At 69.7% G+C, this 22,368-nt stretch carries 19 protein-coding genes, 1 tRNA gene and 1 riboswitch; of the genes, 11 read left to right on the top strand and 9 right to left on the bottom strand.

The window, feature by feature from the left end:
- The first annotated feature begins 4 nt into the window (after positions 1-4).
- The 6 genes from tsaE (at position 5) to grpE (ending at position 10,391) form a co-directional block, all read left to right on the top strand.
- Positions 5-1,567 carry a tRNA (adenosine(37)-N6)-threonylcarbamoyltransferase complex ATPase subunit type 1 TsaE gene (gene tsaE, locus GH266_RS15695; RefSeq protein ID WP_158194665.1) on the top strand — a complete coding sequence of 521 codons (1,563 nt, stop codon included), beginning with the start codon at positions 5-7 and terminating at the stop codon, positions 1,565-1,567.
- Between the two features lie 135 nt (positions 1,568-1,702).
- A complete protein-coding gene (locus GH266_RS15700; RefSeq protein WP_425329572.1) occupies positions 1,703-2,404 on the top strand; it encodes a nucleotidyltransferase family protein in 702 nt (233 codons plus the stop codon).
- Between the two features lie 39 nt (positions 2,405-2,443).
- Entirely contained in the window at positions 2,444-5,590 is a 3,147-nt protein-coding gene (addB, locus tag GH266_RS15705) for a double-strand break repair protein AddB (RefSeq protein ID WP_158194666.1), read from the top strand.
- Positions 5,587-9,087 carry a double-strand break repair helicase AddA gene (addA, locus tag GH266_RS15710; protein WP_158194667.1) on the top strand — a complete coding sequence of 1,167 codons (3,501 nt, stop codon included), beginning with the start codon at positions 5,587-5,589 and terminating at the stop codon, positions 9,085-9,087. The genes addB and addA overlap by 4 nt, the downstream gene beginning before the upstream one ends.
- 115 nt (positions 9,088-9,202) lie before the next feature.
- Positions 9,203-9,523 carry a thioredoxin gene (trxA, locus tag GH266_RS15715; protein WP_158194668.1) on the top strand — a complete coding sequence of 107 codons (321 nt, stop codon included), beginning with the start codon at positions 9,203-9,205 and terminating at the stop codon, positions 9,521-9,523.
- Positions 9,524-9,758: 235 nt separating this feature from the next.
- A complete protein-coding gene (gene grpE, locus GH266_RS15720; protein ID WP_158194669.1) occupies positions 9,759-10,391 on the top strand; it encodes a nucleotide exchange factor GrpE in 633 nt (210 codons plus the stop codon).
- 98 nt (positions 10,392-10,489) lie between these two features.
- Here grpE and fabF read toward each other — a convergent pair whose 3' ends face one another.
- Both fabF and GH266_RS15730 read right to left on the bottom strand, forming a co-directional pair.
- Positions 10,490-11,758, bottom strand: coding sequence for a beta-ketoacyl-ACP synthase II (gene fabF / locus GH266_RS15725; RefSeq protein WP_158194670.1), 1,269 nt, complete (start codon positions 11,756-11,758; stop codon positions 10,490-10,492).
- A 72-nt stretch (positions 11,759-11,830) separates the two neighbouring features.
- A complete protein-coding gene (locus tag GH266_RS15730) occupies positions 11,831-12,253 on the bottom strand; it encodes a MarR family winged helix-turn-helix transcriptional regulator (protein ID WP_158194671.1) in 423 nt (140 codons plus the stop codon).
- Positions 12,254-12,396: 143 nt separating this feature from the next.
- On the opposite strand from GH266_RS15730, the gene GH266_RS15735 reads away from it, so the two are divergent.
- Positions 12,397-13,029 (top strand): trimeric intracellular cation channel family protein, encoded by a 633-nt coding sequence (locus GH266_RS15735; protein WP_158194672.1) that lies wholly within the window; start codon positions 12,397-12,399, stop codon positions 13,027-13,029.
- Between the two features lie 94 nt (positions 13,030-13,123).
- On the opposite strand, the gene GH266_RS15740 is transcribed toward GH266_RS15735, so the two are convergent.
- The 3 genes from GH266_RS15740 to sppA all read right to left on the bottom strand — a co-directional run bounded on the left by GH266_RS15740 (position 13,124) and on the right by sppA (position 14,881).
- Positions 13,124-13,465 carry a LapA family protein gene (locus GH266_RS15740; protein WP_158194673.1) on the bottom strand — a complete coding sequence of 114 codons (342 nt, stop codon included), beginning with the start codon at positions 13,463-13,465 and terminating at the stop codon, positions 13,124-13,126.
- A 103-nt stretch (positions 13,466-13,568) separates the two neighbouring features.
- Positions 13,569-13,877 carry an integration host factor subunit beta gene (locus GH266_RS15745; RefSeq protein ID WP_120270482.1) on the bottom strand — a complete coding sequence of 103 codons (309 nt, stop codon included), beginning with the start codon at positions 13,875-13,877 and terminating at the stop codon, positions 13,569-13,571.
- Positions 13,874-14,881, bottom strand: a complete 1,008-nt coding sequence (gene sppA, locus GH266_RS15750) for a signal peptide peptidase SppA (RefSeq protein ID WP_158194674.1) — start codon at positions 14,879-14,881, stop codon at positions 13,874-13,876. The genes GH266_RS15745 and sppA overlap by 4 nt, the downstream gene beginning before the upstream one ends.
- A gap of 200 nt (positions 14,882-15,081) precedes the next feature.
- Between sppA and panB the strand changes: the two genes are divergently transcribed.
- Positions 15,082-15,888, top strand: a complete 807-nt coding sequence (gene panB, locus GH266_RS15755; protein WP_158194675.1) for a 3-methyl-2-oxobutanoate hydroxymethyltransferase — start codon at positions 15,082-15,084, stop codon at positions 15,886-15,888.
- A gap of 87 nt (positions 15,889-15,975) precedes the next feature.
- Positions 15,976-16,362, top strand: coding sequence for a DUF488 domain-containing protein (locus GH266_RS15760; RefSeq protein WP_158194676.1), 387 nt, complete (start codon positions 15,976-15,978; stop codon positions 16,360-16,362).
- 179 nt (positions 16,363-16,541) lie between these two features.
- Here GH266_RS15760 and rpsA read toward each other — a convergent pair whose 3' ends face one another.
- From rpsA to aroA, 3 genes are all read right to left on the bottom strand, one after another.
- On the bottom strand, positions 16,542-18,251 hold the full coding sequence (rpsA, locus tag GH266_RS15765) for a 30S ribosomal protein S1 (protein WP_158194677.1): 1,710 nt from the start codon (positions 18,249-18,251) through the stop codon (positions 16,542-16,544).
- A 356-nt stretch (positions 18,252-18,607) separates the two neighbouring features.
- On the bottom strand, positions 18,608-19,234 hold the full coding sequence (cmk, locus tag GH266_RS15770; protein ID WP_158194678.1) for a (d)CMP kinase: 627 nt from the start codon (positions 19,232-19,234) through the stop codon (positions 18,608-18,610).
- Positions 19,231-20,586 (bottom strand): 3-phosphoshikimate 1-carboxyvinyltransferase, encoded by a 1,356-nt coding sequence (aroA, locus tag GH266_RS15775; RefSeq protein ID WP_158194679.1) that lies wholly within the window; start codon positions 20,584-20,586, stop codon positions 19,231-19,233. The genes cmk and aroA overlap by 4 nt, the downstream gene beginning before the upstream one ends.
- A gap of 300 nt (positions 20,587-20,886) precedes the next feature.
- Here aroA and GH266_RS15780 point away from each other — a divergent pair, with 300 nt between their 5' ends.
- Positions 20,887-21,282, top strand: coding sequence for a TIGR02300 family protein (locus GH266_RS15780; RefSeq protein ID WP_158194680.1), 396 nt, complete (start codon positions 20,887-20,889; stop codon positions 21,280-21,282).
- A gap of 197 nt (positions 21,283-21,479) precedes the next feature.
- A tRNA-Ala gene (locus GH266_RS15785) sits at positions 21,480-21,555 on the top strand.
- A gap of 201 nt (positions 21,556-21,756) precedes the next feature.
- Here GH266_RS15785 and GH266_RS15790 read toward each other — a convergent pair.
- Entirely contained in the window at positions 21,757-21,972 is a 216-nt protein-coding gene (locus GH266_RS15790; RefSeq protein WP_158194681.1) for a hypothetical protein, read from the bottom strand.
- Positions 21,973-22,086: 114 nt separating this feature from the next.
- Positions 22,087-22,280, top strand: a riboswitch (cobalamin riboswitch).
- The last annotated feature ends 88 nt before the right edge of the window (positions 22,281-22,368 follow it).

The following is a 22,368-nucleotide window of genomic DNA, read 5'->3' on the forward strand; positions in this document are numbered from 1 at the left end:
TCGCATGAGCGACACCCGTCCTGCATCGCCGTTCCGCGATGATGCGGAGCCCTTTGCCGGCGCAATTTCGCTCGCCTGTCCCGATGAGGCGGCGACCGTCCGCCTTGCCGAGGACATCGCCGTGGTGCTCCGGCCCGGCGACTGCCTCTGCCTCGTCGGCGATCTGGGCGCCGGCAAGTCGACCTTCGCACGGGCCCTGCTGCGCGCGCTCGCCGACGATCCCGCGCTCGAGGTGCCGAGCCCGACCTTCACCCTCGTCCAGTCCTATCCGCTCGAGCCGCTGCCGGTCGCCCATTTCGACCTCTACCGGCTGGAGGACGAGGAGGAGCTCGACGAGCTCGGCCTCGACGAGATCCTGGAGAGCGGCGCGGCGCTGATCGAATGGCCGGAGCGCGGCGCCTCGCGGCTGCCGGAAAACCGCCTCGTCCTGCGCATTGCCGCCGGCGACACGCCGCAGGCGCGCAAGATCGCCCTGCTGCCGCCCGACGAGGCGTGGCGCGGACGCCTTGAGCGCACGCTGGCGATCCGCCGCCTGATCGAGGAAACGGAGCTTGCCGGTGCGCTCCGCCGCCGCTTCCAGGGCGATGCCTCGGCCCGCCGCTTCGAGACGGTGCGCGCATCGGGCACGGATGCGGTGCTGATCGATTCGGTGCCGCCGCCGCAGCATCAGCCGGTGCTGCGCGACGGGCTGACCTATCGCCAGCTGGTGCATCTGGCCGACGGGGTCGATGCGGTGGTCGCCGTCACCGAGGCCTTGCGCGCGCGCGGCATCTGCGCCCCGCGCACCTATGGCGCCGATATCGCGGGTGGGCTGGTGCTGCAGGAGGATCTGGGACGCGGCAAGGTGCTGGAGGCCGGCCGGCCGGTGGCCGAGCGCTATCTTGTCGCCGCCGGCGTGCTGGCGCGGCTGCACGGCGCGCCGCCGCAGGCGGACCTGCCGCTGCCCGCGAGCTGCGGCGGCGGCAGCTACCGGCTCTCGCTCTTCGATCCGCGGGCGATGCTGGTGGAGGCGGAATTGTTCCTCCACTGGTATCTGCCGCATATGGGGGTGGAGGTCTCGGACGGGCTGGTGGAGACGTTCGCCGCCTGCTGGCAGCCGCTGTTCGAGTGCGCCGCGCAGGATCGCAACTGGGTGCTGCGCGACTACCATTCGCCGAACCTGATCTGGCGCCAGGACGAGAGCGGCGATAATCGCATCGCCCTGGTCGACACCCAGGACGCGATGATCGGCCCGGCCGCCTATGACGTCGCCTCGCTGGCGATGGATGCGCGCGTGGATGTGCCGCAGGAGTTGGAGCGGCAGCTGGTCGAGCACTACATCGCCCGGCGTCACGAGACCTCGCCCGGCTTCGACGAGGCGGCGTTCCGCCGCGACTACGCAATCATGGGCGCGCAGCGGGCGACCAAGATCCTCGGCATCTTCACCCGGCTCGCGGTGCGGGACGAAAAGCCCGGCTACCTTGTGCATCTGCCGCGCGTGCGCGAGTATCTGGCCCGCGCCCTGCGCCACCCGGAGCTCGCCGAACTGGCCGGCTGGTTCGACGGCCGTCTCGGCGAAACCGGCTGAGCGGGCCGGGGCCCCAAGGCGGGGCGGGCATCCCATCCAACGGCCAATCAACGGAAAGAGGCGGACTTGCAGGCAGGACCAGAAACGGGAAACGGGGCAGGGGTACAGGCGGGCGTGCGGGGGCCGAAGCGGGCCATCGTGCTGTCGGCCGGCATGGGCAAGCGCATGCGCCCGATCACCGCGACGACGCCCAAGCCCCTGATCTCCGTCGCCGGGCGGGCGCTGCTCGACCGGGCCTTCGACAAGCTGGTGGTCGCCGGCGTCGAGACCGTCGTCGTCAACGTGCATTACCTTGCCGATCTCGTCGAGGTGCATGCCCTGCGCTGGCCGGCGCCGCCCAAGGTGCTGATCTCGGACGAGCGCGCGGAGCTGCTGGAAACCGGCGGCGGCATCGTCAAGGCGCTGCCGCTGCTGGGCGAGGAGCCGTTCTACCTGCTCAATTCCGACAGCACCTGGATCGAGGGCGTGAGGCCAAATCTGGAGCACCTAGCGCGCGCTTTCGACCCGGAGAAGATGGACGCCTTGCTGCTGCTCTCCGGTCTTGTCACCGCCGTCGGCTATGACGGCAAGGGCGATTTCGTGATGGATGGGGACGGGCGCCTTGCCCGCAGGGCCGAGCGCGAGGTCTCGCCCTTCGCCTATGTCGGCGGCGCGATCCTGCATCCGCGGCTGTTCGACGGCGCGCCCGAAGGCGCCTTCTCGCTCAACCGCCTGTTCGACGCGGCTATCGAGCGCGGCACCCTGTTCGGGGTGCTGATGGAAGGGATCTGGCTGCATGTCGGTACGCCCGAGGCGATCGATGCGGCCGAGCGGGCCATCCGCGACAGCGCCGCCTGAGGGCGCGCAGTCCGGCGGCAAAAGGGGAGGCGGAGGCTGATGACAAGCCAGGCCAAGACGAGCCAGGCAAGGCCGCGTGTCCATACGATCCCGCCATCCGCGCCTTTCCTGCGGACGCTGGTCGATGCCCTGTTCGACGGGCGGCTGGTGCCGGGCTTCGACCCGGCCGCCGATCCGCTGGCGCTGGCCGATCTCACGCTCTACCTGCCGACCCGCCGTGCCGCCCGCTCCATCGCGCCGCTGATCCGCGAAAAGCTGGGCGGGGCGCCCGTGCTGCTGCCCTCGATCCGCCCGCTCGGCGATGTCGAGGAGGACCTGCAGCTGCTGCAGGTCGAGGCCTGGGCGGACGGGCTGCCGCCGGCCCTGCCGGAGATGGAGCGGCGCTTTGCCATGACCCGGCTGGTGCAGGCCTGGGAGGGCGCGCTGCGCCGCGAGGTGCTGGGCCTGCCGGCCGGCGCGGTGCTGCGCTCGCCCGCCTCCGCCGCCGATGCCGCGTGGCTGGCCGGCGACCTGCTGGCCTTGATGGACGAGATGGCGACGGAGGAGATCCCGTGGACGGGGCTGGCCGGCCTCGTGCCGGAGGACCACGCCCGCTACTGGCAGATCACGCTGGACTTCCTGAAGATCGCCATGGAGCACTGGCCGGCCTATCTGGCAAGCCGCGAGGCGAGCGACCCGAAGGCGCGGCGCGCCGCGCTGCTGCGCCGCGAGGCCGAGCGGCTGCGCAAGAGCCCGCCGCGCGGCCCGGTGATCGCGGCCGGCGCCACCGGCTCCATCCCCGCGATTGCCGAGCTGCTGGCGGTGATCGCCGGGCTGGAGCGCGGCGCGGTGGTGCTGCCGGGCTTCGATGCGGGGATGGACGAGCGCAGCTGGCAGGCGATCCTTGGCGGCGAGGGCGTTTCGGGGAGCCCCAGCCATCCGCAATACGGCATGGCGCGGCTCGCCGGTGCGCTGAAGATCTCCCGCGACGAGGTGATGCCGCTGGCGGACGGCGCGAGCGAGACCCTGCGGCTGCGCGACAGGCTGGTCGCGGAGGCCCTGCGTCCGGCCGAGACGACGGATGTCTGGCCGCAGGTCGTCGCCGAGGTGCCGGAAGAGGCACGCGCCCATGCCTTTGCCGATGTGGCGATGATGGTCGCGCGCAACGAGGCGGAGGAGGCGCTGACTGTTGCCACCGCCCTGCGCTCGGCTATCGAGGAGGGCAAGACGGCGGCGCTGGTGACGCCGGACAGGACGCTCGCCCGCCGTGTCGCCGTCGAGCTGTCGCGCTGGGGCCTGCAATCGGACGACAGTGCGGGGCGCCCGCTCGACCAGACCGCGCCCGGCGTGCTGGCCCGCCTTTCCGCCCGGCTGGCGCTGGAAGGGCTGGAGCCGGTGGCCCTGCTGGCGCTGCTGAAACACCCGCTGACGCGGCTTGGTTTGCCGTCTAATAAGATACGTGCCGCCGCCCGCGCGCTGGAGCGCGCCGTGCTGCGCGGACCGCGCGCAAGGGCCGGCACGCAGGGCCTGCGCGAGGCGGTTGCCGCCGCGCGGCATCTGGCGACCGAGAGCGAGACCCCGCCGCGCCTGCCGCGCTGGCAAAAGCTGCATGAGGACGACTGGGACGATGTCGCCGACCTCGTCGACAGGTTGGCCGAGGCGCTGGCGCCGCTGGAGCGCCATGCGGAGACGCGCGAGCCGGTGGACGTGGTGCAGCTCGTCGCCGATCACGAGGCGGTGCTGCTGAACCTGGCGCGGGACGAGGAGGGACGCTCCGACGAACTCTATGCCGGCGAGGCCGGCGAGGGGCTGGCCGCCGCCTTTGCCGAGATGATCGCCGCCGGCCCTTCGGGCCTGCAGGCGCCGCCCGCCGACTGGCCGGACATGTTCATCGCGCTCGTCTCCGGCATCAATGTCCGCCGCCGCCTGCCGGGCGATCCGCGCATCGCCATCTTCGGACCGATGGAAGCCCGGCTGCAGGATTTCGACATCCTGGTGCTCGGCGCGCTCAACGAGGGCAACTGGCCGCAGGCGACGCGCAACGACCCCTGGCTCAACCGGCCGATGAAGGGCGGGCTCGGCCTCGACCCGCCGGAGCGGCGCATCGGCGCGGCCGCCCACGATTTCTCGCAGGCGCTGGGCGCGGCCCGAGTGATCCTGTCGCGGGCCGAGCGCTCGGGCGGCGCGCCGGCCGTCGCCTCGCGCTGGCTGCTGCGGCTGACGACGCTGCTGGGCGAGGGTGTCACCGCCGCGATGCAGGCGCGGGGGCAGGCCCTGCTGGCGCTCACCGCCCATCTCGACCGGGTCGAGACGGGGGCGGCGCCCGTTGCAAGGCCGGAACCGGCGCCGCCCGTTGCCGCCCGCCCGCGCCGGATCTCGGTAACCGAGGTGGAGCTGCTGATCCGCGACCCTTATGCGCTCTATGCCCGCAAGGTGCTGGTGCTGGACCCGGTCGAGCCGATCGGCGGCGATCCGGGCGCGGCGGAAAAGGGCACGCTGATCCACGATTGCCTCGCCGAGTTCCTGGACAGCTGGAGCGGCCCGTTCGATGAGGCGGCGCTGGCGCATCTGATCGCCATCGGCCGGGCGCAGTTCGCCCCGCTCGATGCCTTCCCGGCGATCCGCGCCGTGTGGTGGCTGCGCTTCGAGCGGATCGCCGCCGCCTTCATCCGCCACGAGGCAGGCCGCGCCGATCTGATCGCCGGTCGCCATTTGGAGATCCCCGGGGCGCTGGAGCTCGATCTTGCCCCCGGCGGGCGCGTCACCCTGTCGGCGCGGGCCGACCGCATAGACAGGATGGCCGACGGGAGCCTCGCGGTGATCGACTACAAGACCGGGCAGGCGCCGAGCGACAAGGAAGTCGCCGCGCTGCTGGCGCCGCAATTGCCGCTGGAAGTGGCGATGATCGGCAAGGGCGCCTTCGGCGAGGTCGACCGCGCGGCCCCCGTCGCAACGCTCGCCTATATGCGCCTGACCGGCGGGCGGACGCCGCTGGAATGGCAGGACAGGACGCCGAAGAATACCAGCGTCGATGAACTCGCCGACGAGGCGCTGGCCCGTACGGTGAAACTCTTTGCCGGCTATGAAAATCCGCAAAAGGGCTATCTGTCGCGCGCCAGGGTGCGCAAGGAGGCGGAGATGTCCGGCCCTTACGACCATCTGGCGCGGGTGCGCGAATGGGCGCTCAGCGGAGGGGAGGAGGAATGAGCACCTTCGAGATCCCGCTGGCGACGCGCGAGAGGCAGGCGTTGGCCGCCGACCCGCGCCGCTCGGCCTGGGTCAGCGCCAATGCCGGCTCCGGCAAGACCTTCGTGCTGGCGCGGCGGGTGATCCGCCTGCTGCTCGCCGGCACCGCGCCCTCGCGCATCCTCTGCCTGACCTTCACCAAGGCGGCGGCCTCCGAAATGGCGACCCGCGTCTTCGAGACGCTGGGCTCGTGGATCGCGCTGACCGACGAGGCGCTGGCACGCGAACTGGAAGCGATCGAGGGACGGCGGCCGGATGCGCGCGGACTGGCGCGGGCGCGCCATCTCTTCGCCGTGGCGCTGGAAACGCCGGGCGGGCTGAAGATCCAGACGATCCACGCCTTCTGCGAGGCGATCCTGCACCAGTTTCCGCTGGAGGCGAATGTCGCCGGCCATTTCCAGGTGCTGGACGACCGGCAGGCGGCGGACCTGCTCGCCGGCGCCCGTTCGCGCGTGCTGGCGCTGGCCGAGCGCGAGCCGGAGAGCCCGCTGGGCCGGGCGCTGGTGCATCTGGTCTCCGAGCTGCCCGACAAGACGGTGGAGGCGGCGCTTGCCGACCTGATCGCCCGCCGCGACACGCTGCGCCGCTGGCTGCGGGACGCCGGCTCGCTGGATGCGGCGCTGGTACAACTGACCCGTGCCTTCGGCCTTTCGGAGGGCGAAACGCTCGCCCGTCTCGATGCGGCGCTGCGCGAGGAGGTCTCGATCTCGCCGCAGGAGGCGCTGGCCTATGCCGAGGCGCTGGCGAGCGGCGGATCGCGCGACAACGAGCGGGCCGAGCGTCTGCGCATGGCGGCCCGGCTCGCCGGCAGCAGGCCGGACGAGTGGTGGGAGGTCTGGCACCGGGTCTTCCTCAACAAGGACCTGGCGCCGACCAAGGCGCTGGCGACCAAGAAGGTGGAAGAAAACTTCCCGCAAGTGGTCGAGCGGCTCTTTGCCGAGCAGGAGCGGCTTTTGGCGCTGCTCGAGCGGCGGCGGATCGCCTATGCGCTGGCCGGCACGGAAGCCGCGCTGCGGCTCGCCGATGCCATGCTCGACATCTACGAGCGCGAGAAGACCCGGCGCGGGCTGATGGACTTCGAGGACCTGATCGTGCGCACGGCGAGCCTGCTGTCGCGCGCGGATGCGGCCTTGTGGGTGCAGTACAAGCTCGACCAGGGGCTCGACCACATCCTGGTCGACGAGGCGCAGGACACCAGCCCGCACCAGTGGCGCGTCGTCCAGGCACTCGCAGAGGAATTCTTCGCCGGAGCCTCGGCGAACGAGCGCATCCGCACGCTCTTTGCCGTCGGCGACGAGAAGCAGTCGATCTATTCGTTCCAGGGCGCGGTGCCGGCCTATTTCGCCGACATGCGCCGCTATTTCGAGCGGCGGGCGAAGGATGCCGAGGCGGCGTTCGAGCGTGTCGAGCTGACGCTCTCCTTCCGCTCGCGGCCCGATGTGCTCTCGGCCGTCGACACGGTGTTCGAGGCCCCCGACATGCATGCGGGCCTGTCGCAGGAGGCAGGCGCGCCGATCCATGAGGCGGTGCGGCGCAACGACCCCGGCATGGTCGAGATCTGGCCGCCGGAGGAGCCGGTGGAGCAGGAGGTGCCGGACGACTGGACCGCGCCGGTCGACCGCATCGGTGCGGACAGTCCGATGCTGCGGCTGGCCGACCGGCTGGCGCGCTCGGTGCGGAGCTGGTGGAAGAGCGGCGAGGCGGCGCCCGGCGACGTGCTGGTGCTTGTGCGCAAGCGCGGGCCCTTCGTCGATGCGCTGACGCGGGCCCTGAAGCGCGAGGGCGTGCCGGTGGCCGGCAGCGACCGGCTGGTGCTGAACCAGCATATTGCGGTGGAGGATCTGCTGGCGCTCGGCCGCTTCCTGCTGCTGCCCGAGGACGACCTGTCGCTTGCCTGCCTGCTGAAGAGCCCGCTGCTCGGCCTCGACGACGACGCGCTGTTCCGCCTCGCCCGGCCGGACGGAGCTTCCTTGCGCTCCGGCACGCTGTGGCAGTCGCTGCGCCGGCAGGCGGACAGCGATCCGGCGTTCGAGCGGGCACGCGAGCGGATCGAGACCTGGCGCGCGCGCGCCGACTTCATGCCGCCCTTCGAGTTCTTCTCGCGGCTGCTGGGCGCCGACGGGGGACGTCGCGCTTTCCGCGCCCGCCTCGGCTCGGAAGTCGACGACGTGCTCGACGAGTTCCTGGCGGTGACGCTTGCGTTCGAGCAGACCGGCGTGCCGGGGTTGGAGGGCTTCCTCGCCTGGTTCGCGGCCGCGCCGACGGAGGTGAAGCGCGAGCTCAATGCGGCGCGCGGCGTGGTGCGGATCATGACCGTGCACGGGGCGAAGGGGCTGGAGGCGCCGCTCGTCGTGCTGGTCGACGGCGGCGCGGCACCGGTCAGCGCCCATCACGACCCGGTCTTCATCGAGCGGGCGATGCCCGGCAATCTCGGCGAGGTCACGGGCCTTGTCTGGAACCCGGTCAAGGCCGAGCGCAGCCCCTGGCACGGCGAGCGGCTGGACGCCCTGCGCCAGGCGGCGGCCGACGAATACCGCCGCCTGCTCTATGTGGCTATGACGCGCGCCCGCGACCGGCTGATCGTCTGCGGCTGGATGCCGGCGCGCGGCCAGTCGGAGGAGTGCTGGCACGCGCTGGTGGCACGCGCGCTGGAGCCGGGTGCCCGCGACGGCGAGGCGGGAGACGGCGGCCCCTGCCGCATCTGGCAGCGCCCCGGCACCACCGCGCCGGCGCCGCTGCTGGCGCGAGGGACAGAGGCTGCGGAGGAAGGATCGTCGCCGCCGGCCCCTGCCTGGTTGTTCGCGCCGGTAGCAGCGCCCGAGCGCCCGCGCCGCCTGCGCCCGTCCGAGGCCTTCGACGAGATGGAGGCGAAGGAGGGGGCCGAACCGGTGCCGGCGACCGACCGGCTGGCGGAAGCGCGGGCAGCTCCCGACTTCGCGCTGGAGCGCGGCCGCCACCTGCACCGGCTGCTGCAGCTGCTGCCCGAGCTGCCGCCGGCAGAGCGCCGCGCCGCAGGCGGGCGCTATCTCGCCCATGCCTTGAGCCCGCTCTTTGCCGCAAGGGCGGAGCAGCTCTTGAACGAGGCGCTCGGCGTGCTGGAGCATCCCGGCTTTGCCGCCGTCTTCTCGGCCGATGCGCGCGCGGAAGTGCCCCTGGCCGGAACGCTGCGCCTTGCCGACGGCTCGGCCTATGAGGTGTCGGGCCAGATCGACCGGCTGCGCGTCGACGAGGACGCGGTGTGGATCCTCGACTTCAAGACCGACCGGCGGGTGCCGGAGGGGCCGCACGAGATCGGCGAGGCCTATGTGGTGCAGCTTGCGGTCTATCGCCGGCTGCTCGCCGACATCTGGCCGGGGCGGGCCGTGCGGGCCGCGCTGGTCTATACGGCCGGGCCGAAGCTGGTGGAACTGCCGGGCGAGGCGATGGACGCGGCGGTGGCGGCGCTGGCGCCGGCCTGAGACCGCCGCGACACGGGTGCGACCCAACGCTTGCTTGACGCGGGCGGGTCGCCTTCCTACGTTCGGGGCAACGAAAGGATGCGTCGCATCCGCGAGCTTTTGGAAAGGGCATGAGATGGCCACTTCAGTCGTGACCGATGAGAGCTTCGAAACCGACGTCCTGCAGGCGTCCGGCACCGTCGTGGTGGACTTCTGGGCCGAATGGTGCGGTCCGTGCAAGATGATCGCACCGGCGCTGGAGGAAATCTCCGAAGAGATGAGCGGGCAGGTGAAGATCACCAAGCTCAACATCGACGAGAACCAGAACATGGCGATGAAGTACGGGGTGCGTTCCATCCCCACGCTCATCCTGTTCAAGGACGGCCAGCCGGTCTCCACGCAGATCGGCGCGGCACCGAAGAACAAGCTGGCCGCCTGGATCCAGACTGCGATCTGACGCAGTCCGGTCTAGGGCGAACCCTGAACCGAATCACGCCGGTCCGGCTTGCCTTTGAAGGCTTGCCGGATCGGTGCGTCTTGCGTGGGATGCGGGCAGGCCGAAGGGCCGGTCGGCAGTTCCGCGCATCGGCGAGAGCCCGGATTTCCCCTGGCCGCTGATGGCCGGGCGAGAGGCGGGGGCGCCGGTCGGACCAGACCTTTTTCTGAAGACGCCGAGCATTGCCGGGAAGACCATGAACGACAGCAACGACAAGACCAATATCAACCCCGAGGATGCCGTTTCCGGTCATGAGGCCGAGAACGGCGGCGAGGCGCAGGCCGCGCTCGATCCGACCGAGGCGCTGCTGGCGGAAAACGCCGAGCTGAAGGATCGCATGCTCCGCACCATGGCGGAGATGGAGAACCTGCGCCGGCGGACCGAGAAGGAAATCCGCGACAGCAAGCAATACGCCGCGGCCAGCTTCGCCCGCGACATGCTGGGCGTCGGCGACAACCTGCGCCGGGCGCTGGAGGCGATCTCCGCCGAGGCCCGCGATGCGGCCAACGAGAGCATGCGCGCCCTGATCGAGGGCGTCGAGATGACCGAGCGCGAGATGCTCAACCAGCTCGACAAGCACGGCGTGCGCCGCATCGACCCGGCCGGCGAGAAATTCGATCCGAATTTCCACCAGGCGATGTTCGAGGTGCCGAACACCGAGGTGCCGAACAACACTGTCGTGCAGGTGATGCAGGCCGGCTACGTGATCGGCGACCGCGTGCTGCGTCCGGCGCTTGTCGGCGTGTCGAAGGGCGGGCCGAAGGAGCGCAAGCCGGAGGGCGAGGCCCCGGCGGCCGAGCCCGGCTCGACGGTCGACCGCACCGCCTGAGTATGTTTGCGGGCCTCCGATGAGGTCCGATCTTACGCTTTGCGAGAAAGGCGCGCCCATGGCGCGCCTTTTTTGCTGTTGTCCGCTGGCAGCCGGCGTCAGTCGAAGCGGCTGAAGACCAGCGCGGCGTTCACCCCGCCGAAGCCGAAGGCGTTGGAGAGGACATGGTCGACCGGCGCCGACCGGGCGCCTTGCGAGATCAGGTCGAACCCTTCGGCCTCCGCCATCGGCCGGGCGATGTTCAGGCTGGGCGGCAGGGTCCTGTCGCGGATGGCAAGGACCGAGAACACGGCCTCGATGGCCCCTGCTGCCCCCAGCATGTGACCGGTTGCCGACTTCGTGGAGCTGATCGGCACGCGGCCGCGCGCAGCGCCCAGGACCCGCTCCAGGGCGGCGAGCTCCGCCGCATCGCCGACGGGCGTCGAGGTGGCATGCGCGTTGACATAGCCGATATCCGCAGCCTCGAGCCCGGCCATCGCGATGGCGATCTCCATCGCCCGCGCGGCCTCGCGGCCGTCCGGCCAGCCGGCGGTGACGTGGTGGGCGTCCGTCGTGGTGCCGTAGCCCGACAGGACGGCCAGGGGGCGAGCGCCCCGGCGCTCGGCATGGTCCAGCCGCTCGATGACCAGCATTGCCGCGCCTTCGGAGAGAACGAACCCGTCATGGTCCGCGTCGAACGGACGGGAGGCGCGCTGCGGGTCGTCATTGTAGCCGAAGGACAGCGCCTTGGCCGCCGTGAAGCCGCCGATGGCGACGGGATCGACGCAGCCTTCCGCGCCGCCGCACAGGGCGATATCGGCTTCGCCCGAGCGGATCAGGCGCATGGCATCGCCGATGGCCTGGGCGGAGGCGGCGCAGGCCGTGGTGGGCGAGCCGGCCGGCCCGTTGAAGCCGAAGCGGATCGACACCTGGCCTGCCGCGAGATTGGGCAGGAACGAGGGAACGACGAAGGGAGACAGCCGGCGCGGCCCTTCCGTGCGGACCAGTTCGCTCGCCGCGGTGATCGCCGGGACGCCGCCGACCCCGGTGCCGATCTGCGTTGCGGTGCGCGCCCGCTGCCCGGGCTCCTCCGGGTGCCAGCCGGCCTGGTCGAGCGCCTCGATGGCTGCGGCCATGGCGTATTGGATGAACAGGTCGTTCCGGCGCCGGTCGCGGGCATCCATACAGCGCTCGGGGTCGAATCCCTCGGCATCCTCCGCGATGGAGGGGACCAGCCCGGCGATCCCGCATTTCCAGCCGGTCGTGTCGAAGCGGGTGTTGGCGACGATGCCGCTCTGCCCCGCGATCAGCCGGCGCCAGTTCGCCTCGATGCCGGCGCCCAGCGGGGACACGGCGCCCAAACCCGTGACGACAATCGGAACCGACATGCTAGCCTCCTTGGTAGGGTTTTGACGTGCATATACACATAGAGAGGCGAGCACAAGGGCCCGATCCGGGTTTCACGGCGCCGCCAGCCGGCGGGCGACGCTGAGATAGATCGCCGCTTCCTCTTCCGTGATGTCCTTCATCACCGACGCATAGGCGTCCGGCCATACCGCCAGAAGCGGCTCGAGAACGGCATCGCCCTCCGGCGTCAACTCGCAGACACGCTGGTTTCCGGGCAGTCCGGCAACGCGCCGGACCAGTCCCTTCCTGGCAAGGAGGTCGAGATTGCGCGTCAGGCTGGTCCGGTCGAGGGCGATGCGCCCGGCGAGCACCATGACCGGCTGCCCGGGCAGGTAGCGAATCGCCGCCAGCAGAAAGAACTGCTGGACGGTGACGCCGTAGGGCTTGAGCCTTGCGTCCCAGCGCTTGAGCAGCGCCCGCGAGGTCGCCACGGTGTTCATGATCAGGCAGTCGGCAAGGGCTTTGGGCAAGGTCATGCCCTCATTGGAAAGCAGCACCTGGCGAAGTCAAGACCTGGCGCGGCGCTCGCCGCCTCCGGGCGAAGTAACACGGGGGACAGCGCGCGTGCGCCTCACTTCGCCCGTTGCGGATGCGCCGGGTTACGGCCTAGCATCGCCGCATGGCGACCATGCTCCAGATCCTCGATTTTCTCGGCGTTGCCGTCTTCGCGGTGACAGGGGCCATCGTCGCCTCGCGCCTGCGGCTCGACTGTCTCGCCTTCGTCTTCTTCGCCGTGTTCACCGGCGTCGGCGGCGGCACGCTGCGCGACCTGCTGCTCGATGCGCCGGTTTTCTGGGTCGAGAACGAGATCTATCTCGTCGTCTGCATTTCCATCGGCGCGCTGATGTGGTTCGCAACGCCGGTGGTGGAACGGATGAGCAAGCCGCTGCGCTGGGCCGACGCGATGGGCCTTGCCGCCTATTCGGTGATGGGAGCGGCGAAGACGCTGGCGCTCGGCCACCCGCCGACGGTTGCGGTGCTGATGGGGGTGGCGACCGCCACCTTCGGCGGCATCATCCGCGACACGATCGCCGACCAGCCCTCGGCGCTGGTCAATCCGGAGCTCTATCTGACGCCGGCCTTTGTCGGCGCGGGCGTCTATGTCGGCCTGTTTTCCTTCGGCGTCGAGGCCTGGCCGGCGGCGATCGCCGGGGTCGTGGCGGCCCTGGTGCTGCGCGGCGGGGCGATCATCTGGGGCTGGAGCCTGCCGGCCTATACGCCGCCGGACGACAAGCCTTCCGGCAATCCCTGACGGCTGCCCCCGAAGACTGCCTGAAACGCATTCGGCCCGCGCGGACCTTGTGGCGCGGCGGGCCGAAATCAGACTATCGAACCGTTGCTGCGGGTCAGGCCGCGGAGCGGGAGGTAATGGCCTTGCCGCCATCGCCCTGCTGCTGGGCCTTCAGCCGGTCGGCTTCCGAGTGCCAGCGGTCGGCCTCGCGCCGCTTGACGCGGGCTTCCTTGCGCCACTTACCCTGGGCTGCCCAGGAGGCGACGCCGCCGATGAAGACGCCGAAGGCGACGGCCGCGAACAGGATCCAGAACAGCGGCGCATCGACGCTCACGGCCGGATCGGCCCGGTTGAACGGGTCGAGCGACAGCGTCACGACATGCCGGTTGGCGACCGCCAGCGCGATCAGCACGACGGCGATCGGCACCAGCACGAGGTTCTTCAGAAAGCGCGTCAATTCCTGTCTCCTGTACGCGATCTCCCGCGCGGCCGGTCGCCTGCGGTCCCGGCACCCGGCCCGCATTCGGGCCGCCTGCGGCCCGGGCTCCGATCAGGGCCGCTCAATCGTCGTCGGGGTCTTCCGAACCGTCCCCGTCGTTGAGACGCTCGCGCATCTCCTTGCCGGTCTTGAAGAAGGGAACGAACTTCTCCTCCACATCGACCTTTTGCCCCGTGCGCGGATTGCGCCCGGTGCGGGCCGGCCGGTTCTTCACCGAGAAGGCCCCGAAGCCCCGAAGCTCGACCCGGTTGCCGCTGCGCAGGGCATCGGTGATCTCGTCGAGGATCGCGTTGACGATGTTCTCAACATCCCGCTGGTAAAGATGCGGATTCTGTTCGGCGATCCGTTGCACCAGTTCCGACTTGATCATTCGCGTCCCCCTGTTCGGTCGAGACTTTCCGCCGCGTTGCGAGCGTGCCAAACGGACACAAGACCGTCAAGCGCAAGCCCTTCCGGGATGATGGCGCCGGCACCTGCCACCGCCTCGAGGGCACCGCTGGCGACCCCGGAGCCGAACCAGTGCGCCATCCGGCCGACGAAGGGCAGTCCGCCCTCCCTCTCGCGCGCGACCCGCCAGGTGACGACCGGCAGGTCGGCGGCGATGCCGCGTTCGGTTTCCAGCCACTTGAGGCTGGCTTCCTCGCCGCCGAGATCGTCGATCAGCCCGAGATCGCGCGCCGCCTCGCCGGAATAGACGCCGCCCTGCGCGACCGCGCGCACCGCGTCCACATCCAGCCCGCGGCGCTCGGCCACCCGGGCGACGAACCATTCGTAGCTGTCGTCGATCAAGGCCTGCAGATTGTCGCGCACGGCCGGAGGCGTCTGGGAATGGAAATTCGGCTCCGCCTTGAGCGGGCCGGAGCGCACCACGTCGAACTTGACGCCCAGCGTGTCGAGCAGGCCGCCGAAATTGCCGTACTGGATGTAGACGCCGATGGAGCCGGTGATCGAGGTGTGCCGTGCAACGATATGGTCGGTGGCGATGGCGGTCATGTAGCCGGCCGAGGCGGCCAGCGTGCCGACCTGCGCGACCACGGGCTTTTTCTCCGCCAGCTCGCGCAGCGCCATGTAGAGCGTCTCGCCGCCGACGGTGGTGCCGCCGGGCGAGTTCAGGTCGACGATCACCGCCTTCACCCGCTCGTTCTTGGCGAGCTCCTTGATCAGCTTGACCCGGTCCCGGTCGTCGACGATCAGTCCGCCGACCGGAAGCCGTGCGATGTGGGCTCCGCGCCGGTCGAGCGAGCCGAAGGCGCCGCTCCAGGCGAGCATCCCGCCGATCGCCACGATCGCGAGCAGGAAGGCAAAGGCCCTCCAGAACATCACTTTCCGGCGCAGTCGCCGTCGGTCGACCAGCGCGTCCGCATCAAGGGCCATGGGCCAAACCTTTCGCTCTTCCCGCTTCCAGGGAGGCTTATCGCTACATGGCTGAGCTGCCGTTGAAAAGCCCGAACTGGAAGAAACGGCCCGCAGGCGCGCAGCAGCATGCTTGCCGGACGCCGCGTCCTCTGGCACTCAGGCGCTCGCCACGTTTTGTTGCGGTGCACGATAACAGGTCGGGGAGGGCCTTACGAACCATGGCGCAAATCACCCTTAACACGCTGGACGCGCGCAAGGCGGACGGCCGCCGCTTCGCGATGGTCACCGCCTATGACGCCGGTTTTGCCCAAGCCGCCGCCGGCGCCGGCATCGAGACCCTGCTCGTTGGCGACAGTCTCGGCATGGTGGTGCAGGGACGCGGCTCGACCGTTCCCGTGACCATGGACGACATGGCCTATCACACGGCCTGCGTCCGCCGCGGCGTGGAGCGGGGCGAACACCGTCCGCTGATCCTCGCCGACATGCCGTTCGGCGCGGCCAATGCTCCCGATCAGGCGGCGGCCAATGCCGCCCGGCTGATGCAGGCCGGGGCCAATGCGGTGAAGATCGAGGGCGGCGCCTGGGTGGCCGAGACGATCCGCCATCTGACCGAGCGCGGCATGCCGGTCTGCGCCCATCTCGGTCTGACGCCGCAAACGGCCGACATGCTGGGCGGCTTCCGCCTGCAGGGCCGCAATGAGGCGGCCGCCGCGCGCATCCGCGAGGAGGCTCGCATGCTGGAGGAGGCCGGCGCCCGGCTGCTGCTGCTGGAATGCGTGCCCGATGCGCTCGGCAAGGCGGTGAGCGAGGCCGCAACGGTGCCGGTGGTCGGCATCGGTGCGGGGCCTGCGACCGATGCGCAGGTGCTGGTCCTGCACGACATGCTGGGCCTGGGCGAGGGGCGCAAGGCGCGCTTCGTGAAGGATTACCTTGCCGGGCGCGGCAGCATTACCGAGGCGCTGCGCGCCTTCGGCGAGGAGGTGCGCTCCGGCGCCTATCCCGCGCCCGAGCACTGCTACGGCTGAACCGCTCGGGGCGCGTGCCGTTCGCATCTTCCGGGCACGGGACCGGATGTGCCATCCTTTGCGCAGGCCACGGCAAGGGAGCGAAAGATGAGCGTTCGGATCGTGCGGCTTGGAACGCAGCGCAGCGAGGGCGAGGGGCCCCGGCTCGGCACGGTGCGCCGGCCGCCGCGCGGTGTGCGCAAGGAAGACTACGCGACCGGCAACTGGTACGACACCTGGCTGCCCGAGCTGTCGCCGAGTGCGGAGCTGGTGGCGAGCGCGCGGGCCGCGCAGTCGGAGGCGGACTGGGCGGCCTTCGTCAAGGCGTTCCGCAAGGAGATGGCAGCGCCTGGCCCCGCGCGCCTGCTCGACATGCTCGCAGCGCTGTCGCATTCGGGGGCCTTCTCGCTCGGCTGCTATTGCGAGGACGAGGCCCGCTGCCACCGCTCCGTGCTGCGCGAGCTGCTGACGGAGCGCGGCGCCGACATCGCCTGAAACGTGCCGCGAACCCGGCCCGGAACGAAAGAACCCCGGCCTTGCGGCCCCCCCGAAACGAAAGAACCCCGGCCGCGAGGCCCCCCAAACGAAAGAACCCCGGCCGCGAGGCCCCCCAAACGAAAGAACCCCGGCCGCGAGGCCGGGGTTCTGTTTTTTCGTAAGGTCGCGTGTTGCGATCAGTCGTCGGTCTCGCGGGCCTTGAGGGCCGCGCCGAGAATGTCGCCGAGCGAAGCGCCCGAGTCCGACGAACCGTACTGCGCAACGGCTTCCTTCTCCTCGGCGATTTCCAGCGCCTTGATGGAGACCGACACGCGGCGGGTCTTCTTGTCGAACTGGGTGACGCGGGCGTCGAACTTCTCGCCGACCGAGAAACGCTCGGGGCGCTGCTCGGCGCGGTCGCGGGACAGGTCGGCACGACGCACGAAGGTGGTCAGGTCGGTGTCGACGATCTTGGCCTCGAGGCCGCCGTCCTTCACTTCGACCACTTCGCAGGTGATGATGACGCCCTTGCGCAGCTCGCCGGCCGCAGCAGTGTCGAACGGATCGCCGCCGAGCTGCTTGATGCCGAGCGAAATACGCTCCTTCTCCATGTCGACGTCGAGCACGACGGCGCGAACCATGTCGCCCTTCTTGTACTCTTCGATGACCTGCTCGCCCGGACGGTTCCAGTCGAGGTCGGAGAGGTGGACCATGCCGTCGACGTCGCCGTCGAGACCGATGAACAGACCGAACTCGGTCTTGTTCTTGACCTCGCCCTCGACCTCGGTACCGGTCGGGAACTTGTCGGCGAAGGCCTCCCACGGGTTCTGCAGGGTCTGCTTGAGACCGAGCGAGATACGACGCTTGACCGGATCGACCTCCAGGATCATCACCTCAACCTCCTGCGAGGTGGAGACGATCTTGCCCGGATGGACGTTCTTCTTGGTCCAGGACATCTCGGAGACGTGGATCAGGCCTTCGATGCCCGGCTCCAGCTCGACGAACGCACCGTAGTCGGTGATGTTGGTCACGCGGCCCGTGAACTTGGCATCGACCGGGTACTTGGCCTCGATGCCGTCCCACGGATCGGCCTCGAGCTGCTTCATGCCCAGCGAGATGCGGTGCGTGTCCTGGTTGACGCGGATGATCTGGACCTTGACGGTCTGACCGATCGACAGGACCTCGCTCGGATGGTTGATGCGGCGCCACGCGATGTCGGTGACGTGCAGCAGGCCATCGATGCCGCCCAGGTCGACGAACGCACCGTAGTCGGTGATGTTCTTGACCACGCCTTCCATGACCTGGCCTTCCTCGAGGCTCTGGACCAGCTCCGAGCGCTGCTCGGCACGGGTCTCCTCGAGGACGACACGGCGCGACACGACGATGTTGCCGCGGCGCTTGTCCATCTTCAGGATCTGGAACGGCTGCGGGGTGTGCATCAAGGGCGCGACGTCGCGCACCGGACGGATGTCCACCTGCGAACGCGGCAGGAAGGCCACGGCGCCGTCGAGGTCGACGGTGAAGCCGCCCTTAACCTGGTTGAAGATCTGGCCGGTGACCTTCTCGTTCGCCTCGAAAGCGACCTCGAGACGGACCCAGCTCTCTTCGCGGCGAGCCTTGTCGCGCGACAGGACGGCCTCGCCGAGCGCGTTCTCGACGCGCTCCAGATAGACCTCGACCTTGTCGCCGACCGAGACGCCGGCATCGTCGCCGTCACGTCCCTTGACGCCAAATTCCTTCAGCGCGATGCGGCCTTCGACCTTCAGGCCGACGTCGATCACCGCGAGATCCTTCTCGATGGCGATCACGGTGCCGGTGACGACGGAACCTTCGTACAGCTCCTGCTGCTCGAAGCTTTCCTCGAGAAGGGCGGCAAATTCATCGCGGGTAGGGTTCAAACTGCTCATCGAAACTCCTGGCAGCCAAGTCTGGCTCGTCGCCGGCGGGTTTGTGTTGTTCCAGGCGGTTCCTCCGTCCGGCAGCGCCCGTTTCGGGTGCTGCTTCCGCGCCGTCCCCGGCCATTCGGCAACGGGACTGCGCAGGCCGGCGAGGCGGAAGGCGAAACCGCACGCTCAGTCATGTCTTGCGGGGAATGCGCGGCCGTCCTTCACCGTAAAGGGAACAACATGTCGCGATCCGCCAGTCTTCGCCCGGCCGGTCCCGGGCGAGCCGGACCATGAGGCCGATGGGCGCGGAAACCTGCGCGAGGGCAGATCCTCCGGCTCGGGGCGAGCGATGCGAAAAAGCGCCGATCTCGTGACCGCTACCTTGCGTGCACGCTATCGACGATATCCACAGCCGCCTTGAACGCGGTTTCTATATCCATTTCCGACGTATCGAGCAAGTCCGCATCGTCCGCCGGTTTCAACGGGGCGACGCTGCGGCCGGCATCGCGCTGGTCGCGCCGCTCCAGATCCGCCAGCACTCGTGCATAGTCGGCCTCCTGCCCCTTCGACAGGAGCTCCTGGGTGCGCCGCCGCGCACGCTCGGCCGCGCTCGCCACCACATAGAGCTTCACATCCGCATCCGGGCACACCACCGTGCCGATGTCGCGCCCGTCCAGGACGGCGCCCGGCGGCTCCTGCGCAAAGCGACGCTGCGCCCGCACCAGCTCCTCGCGCAGGCCCGGCAGCACCGCGATCCGCGAGGCCGCCTCGCCGATCTCGTGCGCCGACAGCACGTCGCGGTCGAGGCGGGAGAGATCGAGATTGCGCGCCGTCGCCACCGCCACCGCCTCGTCGCCGAGCGGCAGCCCGCGGGCCAGTAGCGCGGCCGCAACCGCGCGATAGGTAAGGCCGGTGTCGAGATGGCGCAGGCCGTAATGGTCCGCCAGCCGGCGCGCCAGGGTGCCCTTGCCCGAGGCCGCAGGTCCGTCGATGGCGATGATCATGCGGCCTGCTCTCCCGTCTCGCGGATGTCGCCGCCGAGCTCTGCGAACAACGCCTCGAAACTCGGGAAGCTGGTGGCGATCACGGCGCCGTCGTCGACCGTGACCGGCCGGTCGGCGGCAAGGCCCAGCACCAGGAAGGTCATGGCGATGCGGTGGTCGAGATGGGTGACGACGGTGCCGCCGCCGATCGGGCCCTTGCGCCCGTGCACCCGCAAGGTGCTCTCGCCTTCCTCGCACTCGACGCCGTTGGCGCGAAGGCCGGCGGCGACCGCCGCAAGACGGTCCGATTCCTTCACCTTGAGCTCTTCCACCCCGAGCATGGTCGTCGTGCCTTCCGCAAAGGCGGCGGCGACGGCCAGCACCGGATATTCGTCGATCATCGAGGGCGCGCGGCTCGCCGGCACCTCGACGCCCTTCAGCTTCGAATGGCGCACGCGCACATCGCCCAGCCGCTCGCCGCCGGTCTCGCGGACATTGGTGATCTCCAGATCCGCGCCCATCTCCTGCAGCGTGGTCAGGAGGCCGGTGCGGTGCTCGTTGAGCAGCACGTCGGCGACCGTCACATCCGAGCCCGGCACGATCAGGCCTGCGACGATGGGGAAGGCGGCCGAGGAGGGATCGGCCGGCACGGTGACGTCCTGCGGCTGCAGCTCGCCCTGGCCGGTGACGGTGATCACCCGGCCGCCGGCGTCGTCATGGTCGACCTGGATGGTCGCGCCGAAGCCGGCGAGCATGCGCTCGGTGTGGTCGCGGGTGGGGATCGGCTCGATCACCGTGGTCTGGCCCGGCGCGTTGAGGCCGGCCAGCAGCACCGCCGACTTCACCTGCGCTGACGGCACGGGCACCCGGTAGCTGATCGGCGCCGGGGTGCCGGGGCCGTGCACCGACAGCGGCAGCCGGTCGCCGGAGCGCGAGATCACCCGCGTTCCCATCATCCGCAAGGGCTCCAGCACGCGGCCCATCGGCCGCTTCACCAGCGAGGCGTCGCCCGTGAACGTGGCCGCAATGGGATGGGTACCGGCGATGCCCATGGCAAGGCGCACGCCGGTGCCGGCATTGCCGTAGTCGATCACCGTCTCCGGCTCGACGAGGCTGCCGAGCCCGGCGCCGTCGACGCTCCACAGGCCCGATGCATCGCGCTGGATGCGGGCGCCGAAGGCGCGCATGGCGGCGGCGGTGTTGAGCACGTCCTCCGATTCCAGCAGGCCGGACACCGTGGTCCGGCCGATGGCCAGTGCGCCCAGCATCAGGGCCCGGTGGGAAATGGACTTGTCGCCGGGCACGGTGACCCGGCCCTTGAGCGAGGCGCCGGAGCGGGCCGTCAGCGGCCTTGCGGCGGTGGATTGGGACATGCTGGATTCCGAAAGCTTGAAGCCGACTGTTGCGTTGCCCCTCGTATCATGCTGGAACCGATACGTCACCGTGGGTGTTGCCCCTCGAGCGTCCGGTGACGGCCCCTTCCGACACGCTTGCGGGAACGCATCGGGGAACGCATCGGGAGATGCCCCGGGGAGTGTGTGGGGGAGTGCCCTGGGGAGTGCGGTGGGGCGGGTCCATAAAGCGTTTGACGAAGCAGGGCGGATTAGGCTTTGACAGGAAGCCGGGTAGCCTTTAAGCGAACGCCCGATTATCTGCAGACAAGGGTTGGAAACGTGGCAAAACCCGATCTTGGCACCAAGCGGCTGTGCGGCGGTTGCGGCACGAAATATTACGACCTCAATCGCGATCCGATCACCTGCCCCAAGTGCGGCACGGTGTTCATCGTGGCCCAGGCGATGCGGGCGAAGACCGCTGCCAAGGCTGCGGCCGTGGTCGAGGAGGACGAGGACGACGTCGAGCTGGAAGACGAGGGTGCCGAGATGGTCAGCCTCGAGGAAGCCGATGCGGAGGCCGAAGGCGATACCGCCGTCGCCATCGACGATGACGAGGTCGACGAGGACATCGCCGACGACGATGCCGACGACGTCTTCATCGACGACGAGGACGAGGAAGACGACGACGTGCCGGGCATCGTGCTCGAGCGCGACGACGAGGACACCGACCGCTGAAATCGGCGTTGTCCACAGGCCCTGAAAGTTTTCCTCAGGGCCTGTTCGGGAAAGCGGATTATTCCGCTTGACTTGAGGGGCGGAAGACGTATTTTCCGCCCGCACCGGCAAGACGAACCCAAGCGTCGCCGGACAGTTTGAAGCAGGAAGGTCCCGGAGGTTTCCGGCCAAGGGCTTCGGACAAGACACTGGAAGACGGGGCCATAGCTCAGTTGGGAGAGCGCTTGAATGGCATTCAAGAGGTCAGCGGTTCGATCCCGCTTGGCTCCACCAGTCTTCCCCCTCGATCTGAAAATCCGATAAAATCGCACGATCAGAGCAGGCGCTTGTTCGCCTGCTTGTGCCGTTTGCGTCGCCGGATCCCGCGGATCCCGGTCGGTCGCGCGAGCGATGCAGCGCCGTTTTCCGTCCGGCAGCTCCGCCCTCCCTCCGCCGGCGTTCGGGGCGCGTCACGGCGCGCGCCCGGCCCCCTGTTCAGCCGAGCCACTCCTGCGGGTTGTCGGCGGAATAGTCGACGGGATCGCCCATCGTGCCCTCCTCGCGCAGCGTCCAGTAGGCGGCGTGCAGCCGTGTGGTGAAGCTGCCCGGCGCGCCGTTGGCGACCGCCTTGCCGTCCGCCGACGTGAGCGGAACGCCGCCGCCGGCGGTCGTCGTCAGGACGGCGCAGGCCGAAAGCCATGCCGGCGACACCCCATCAGAGGAACACGCTGCGGCAGGTCGCTGCCGGGCGCCGGCGGGTGGCCCGATATCGCGTGAGGTGTGGGGTTCGGAATACAAGATATTGACCGCAAGGCGCTGGGCATGCCTAGATCGTGTTGTCATGGTGTCCGCGATTCGGCGCGGATGAAAAGGGAAGCCGGTGCAAGTCCGGCGCTGCCCCCGCAACTGTAAGCGGCGAGCCGACGTCCACGCATGTCACTGGGACCACCGGGTCCCGGGAAGACGGACCAAGGCAACGACCCGCGAGCCAGGAGACCTGCCAGGACCTTGTAACGAACCCGGTCGGTGGGCCCGGAGGCGTCGTACGGTCGTGGCCTCGCCGCGACTGTTCGCGTCCCTGTCCCTGCCGCCCGCATCAGGCAGAGA

It is taken from the genome of Stappia indica (assembly GCF_009789575.1).
GTDB classification, from domain to species: domain Bacteria; phylum Pseudomonadota; class Alphaproteobacteria; order Rhizobiales; family Stappiaceae; genus Stappia; species Stappia indica_A.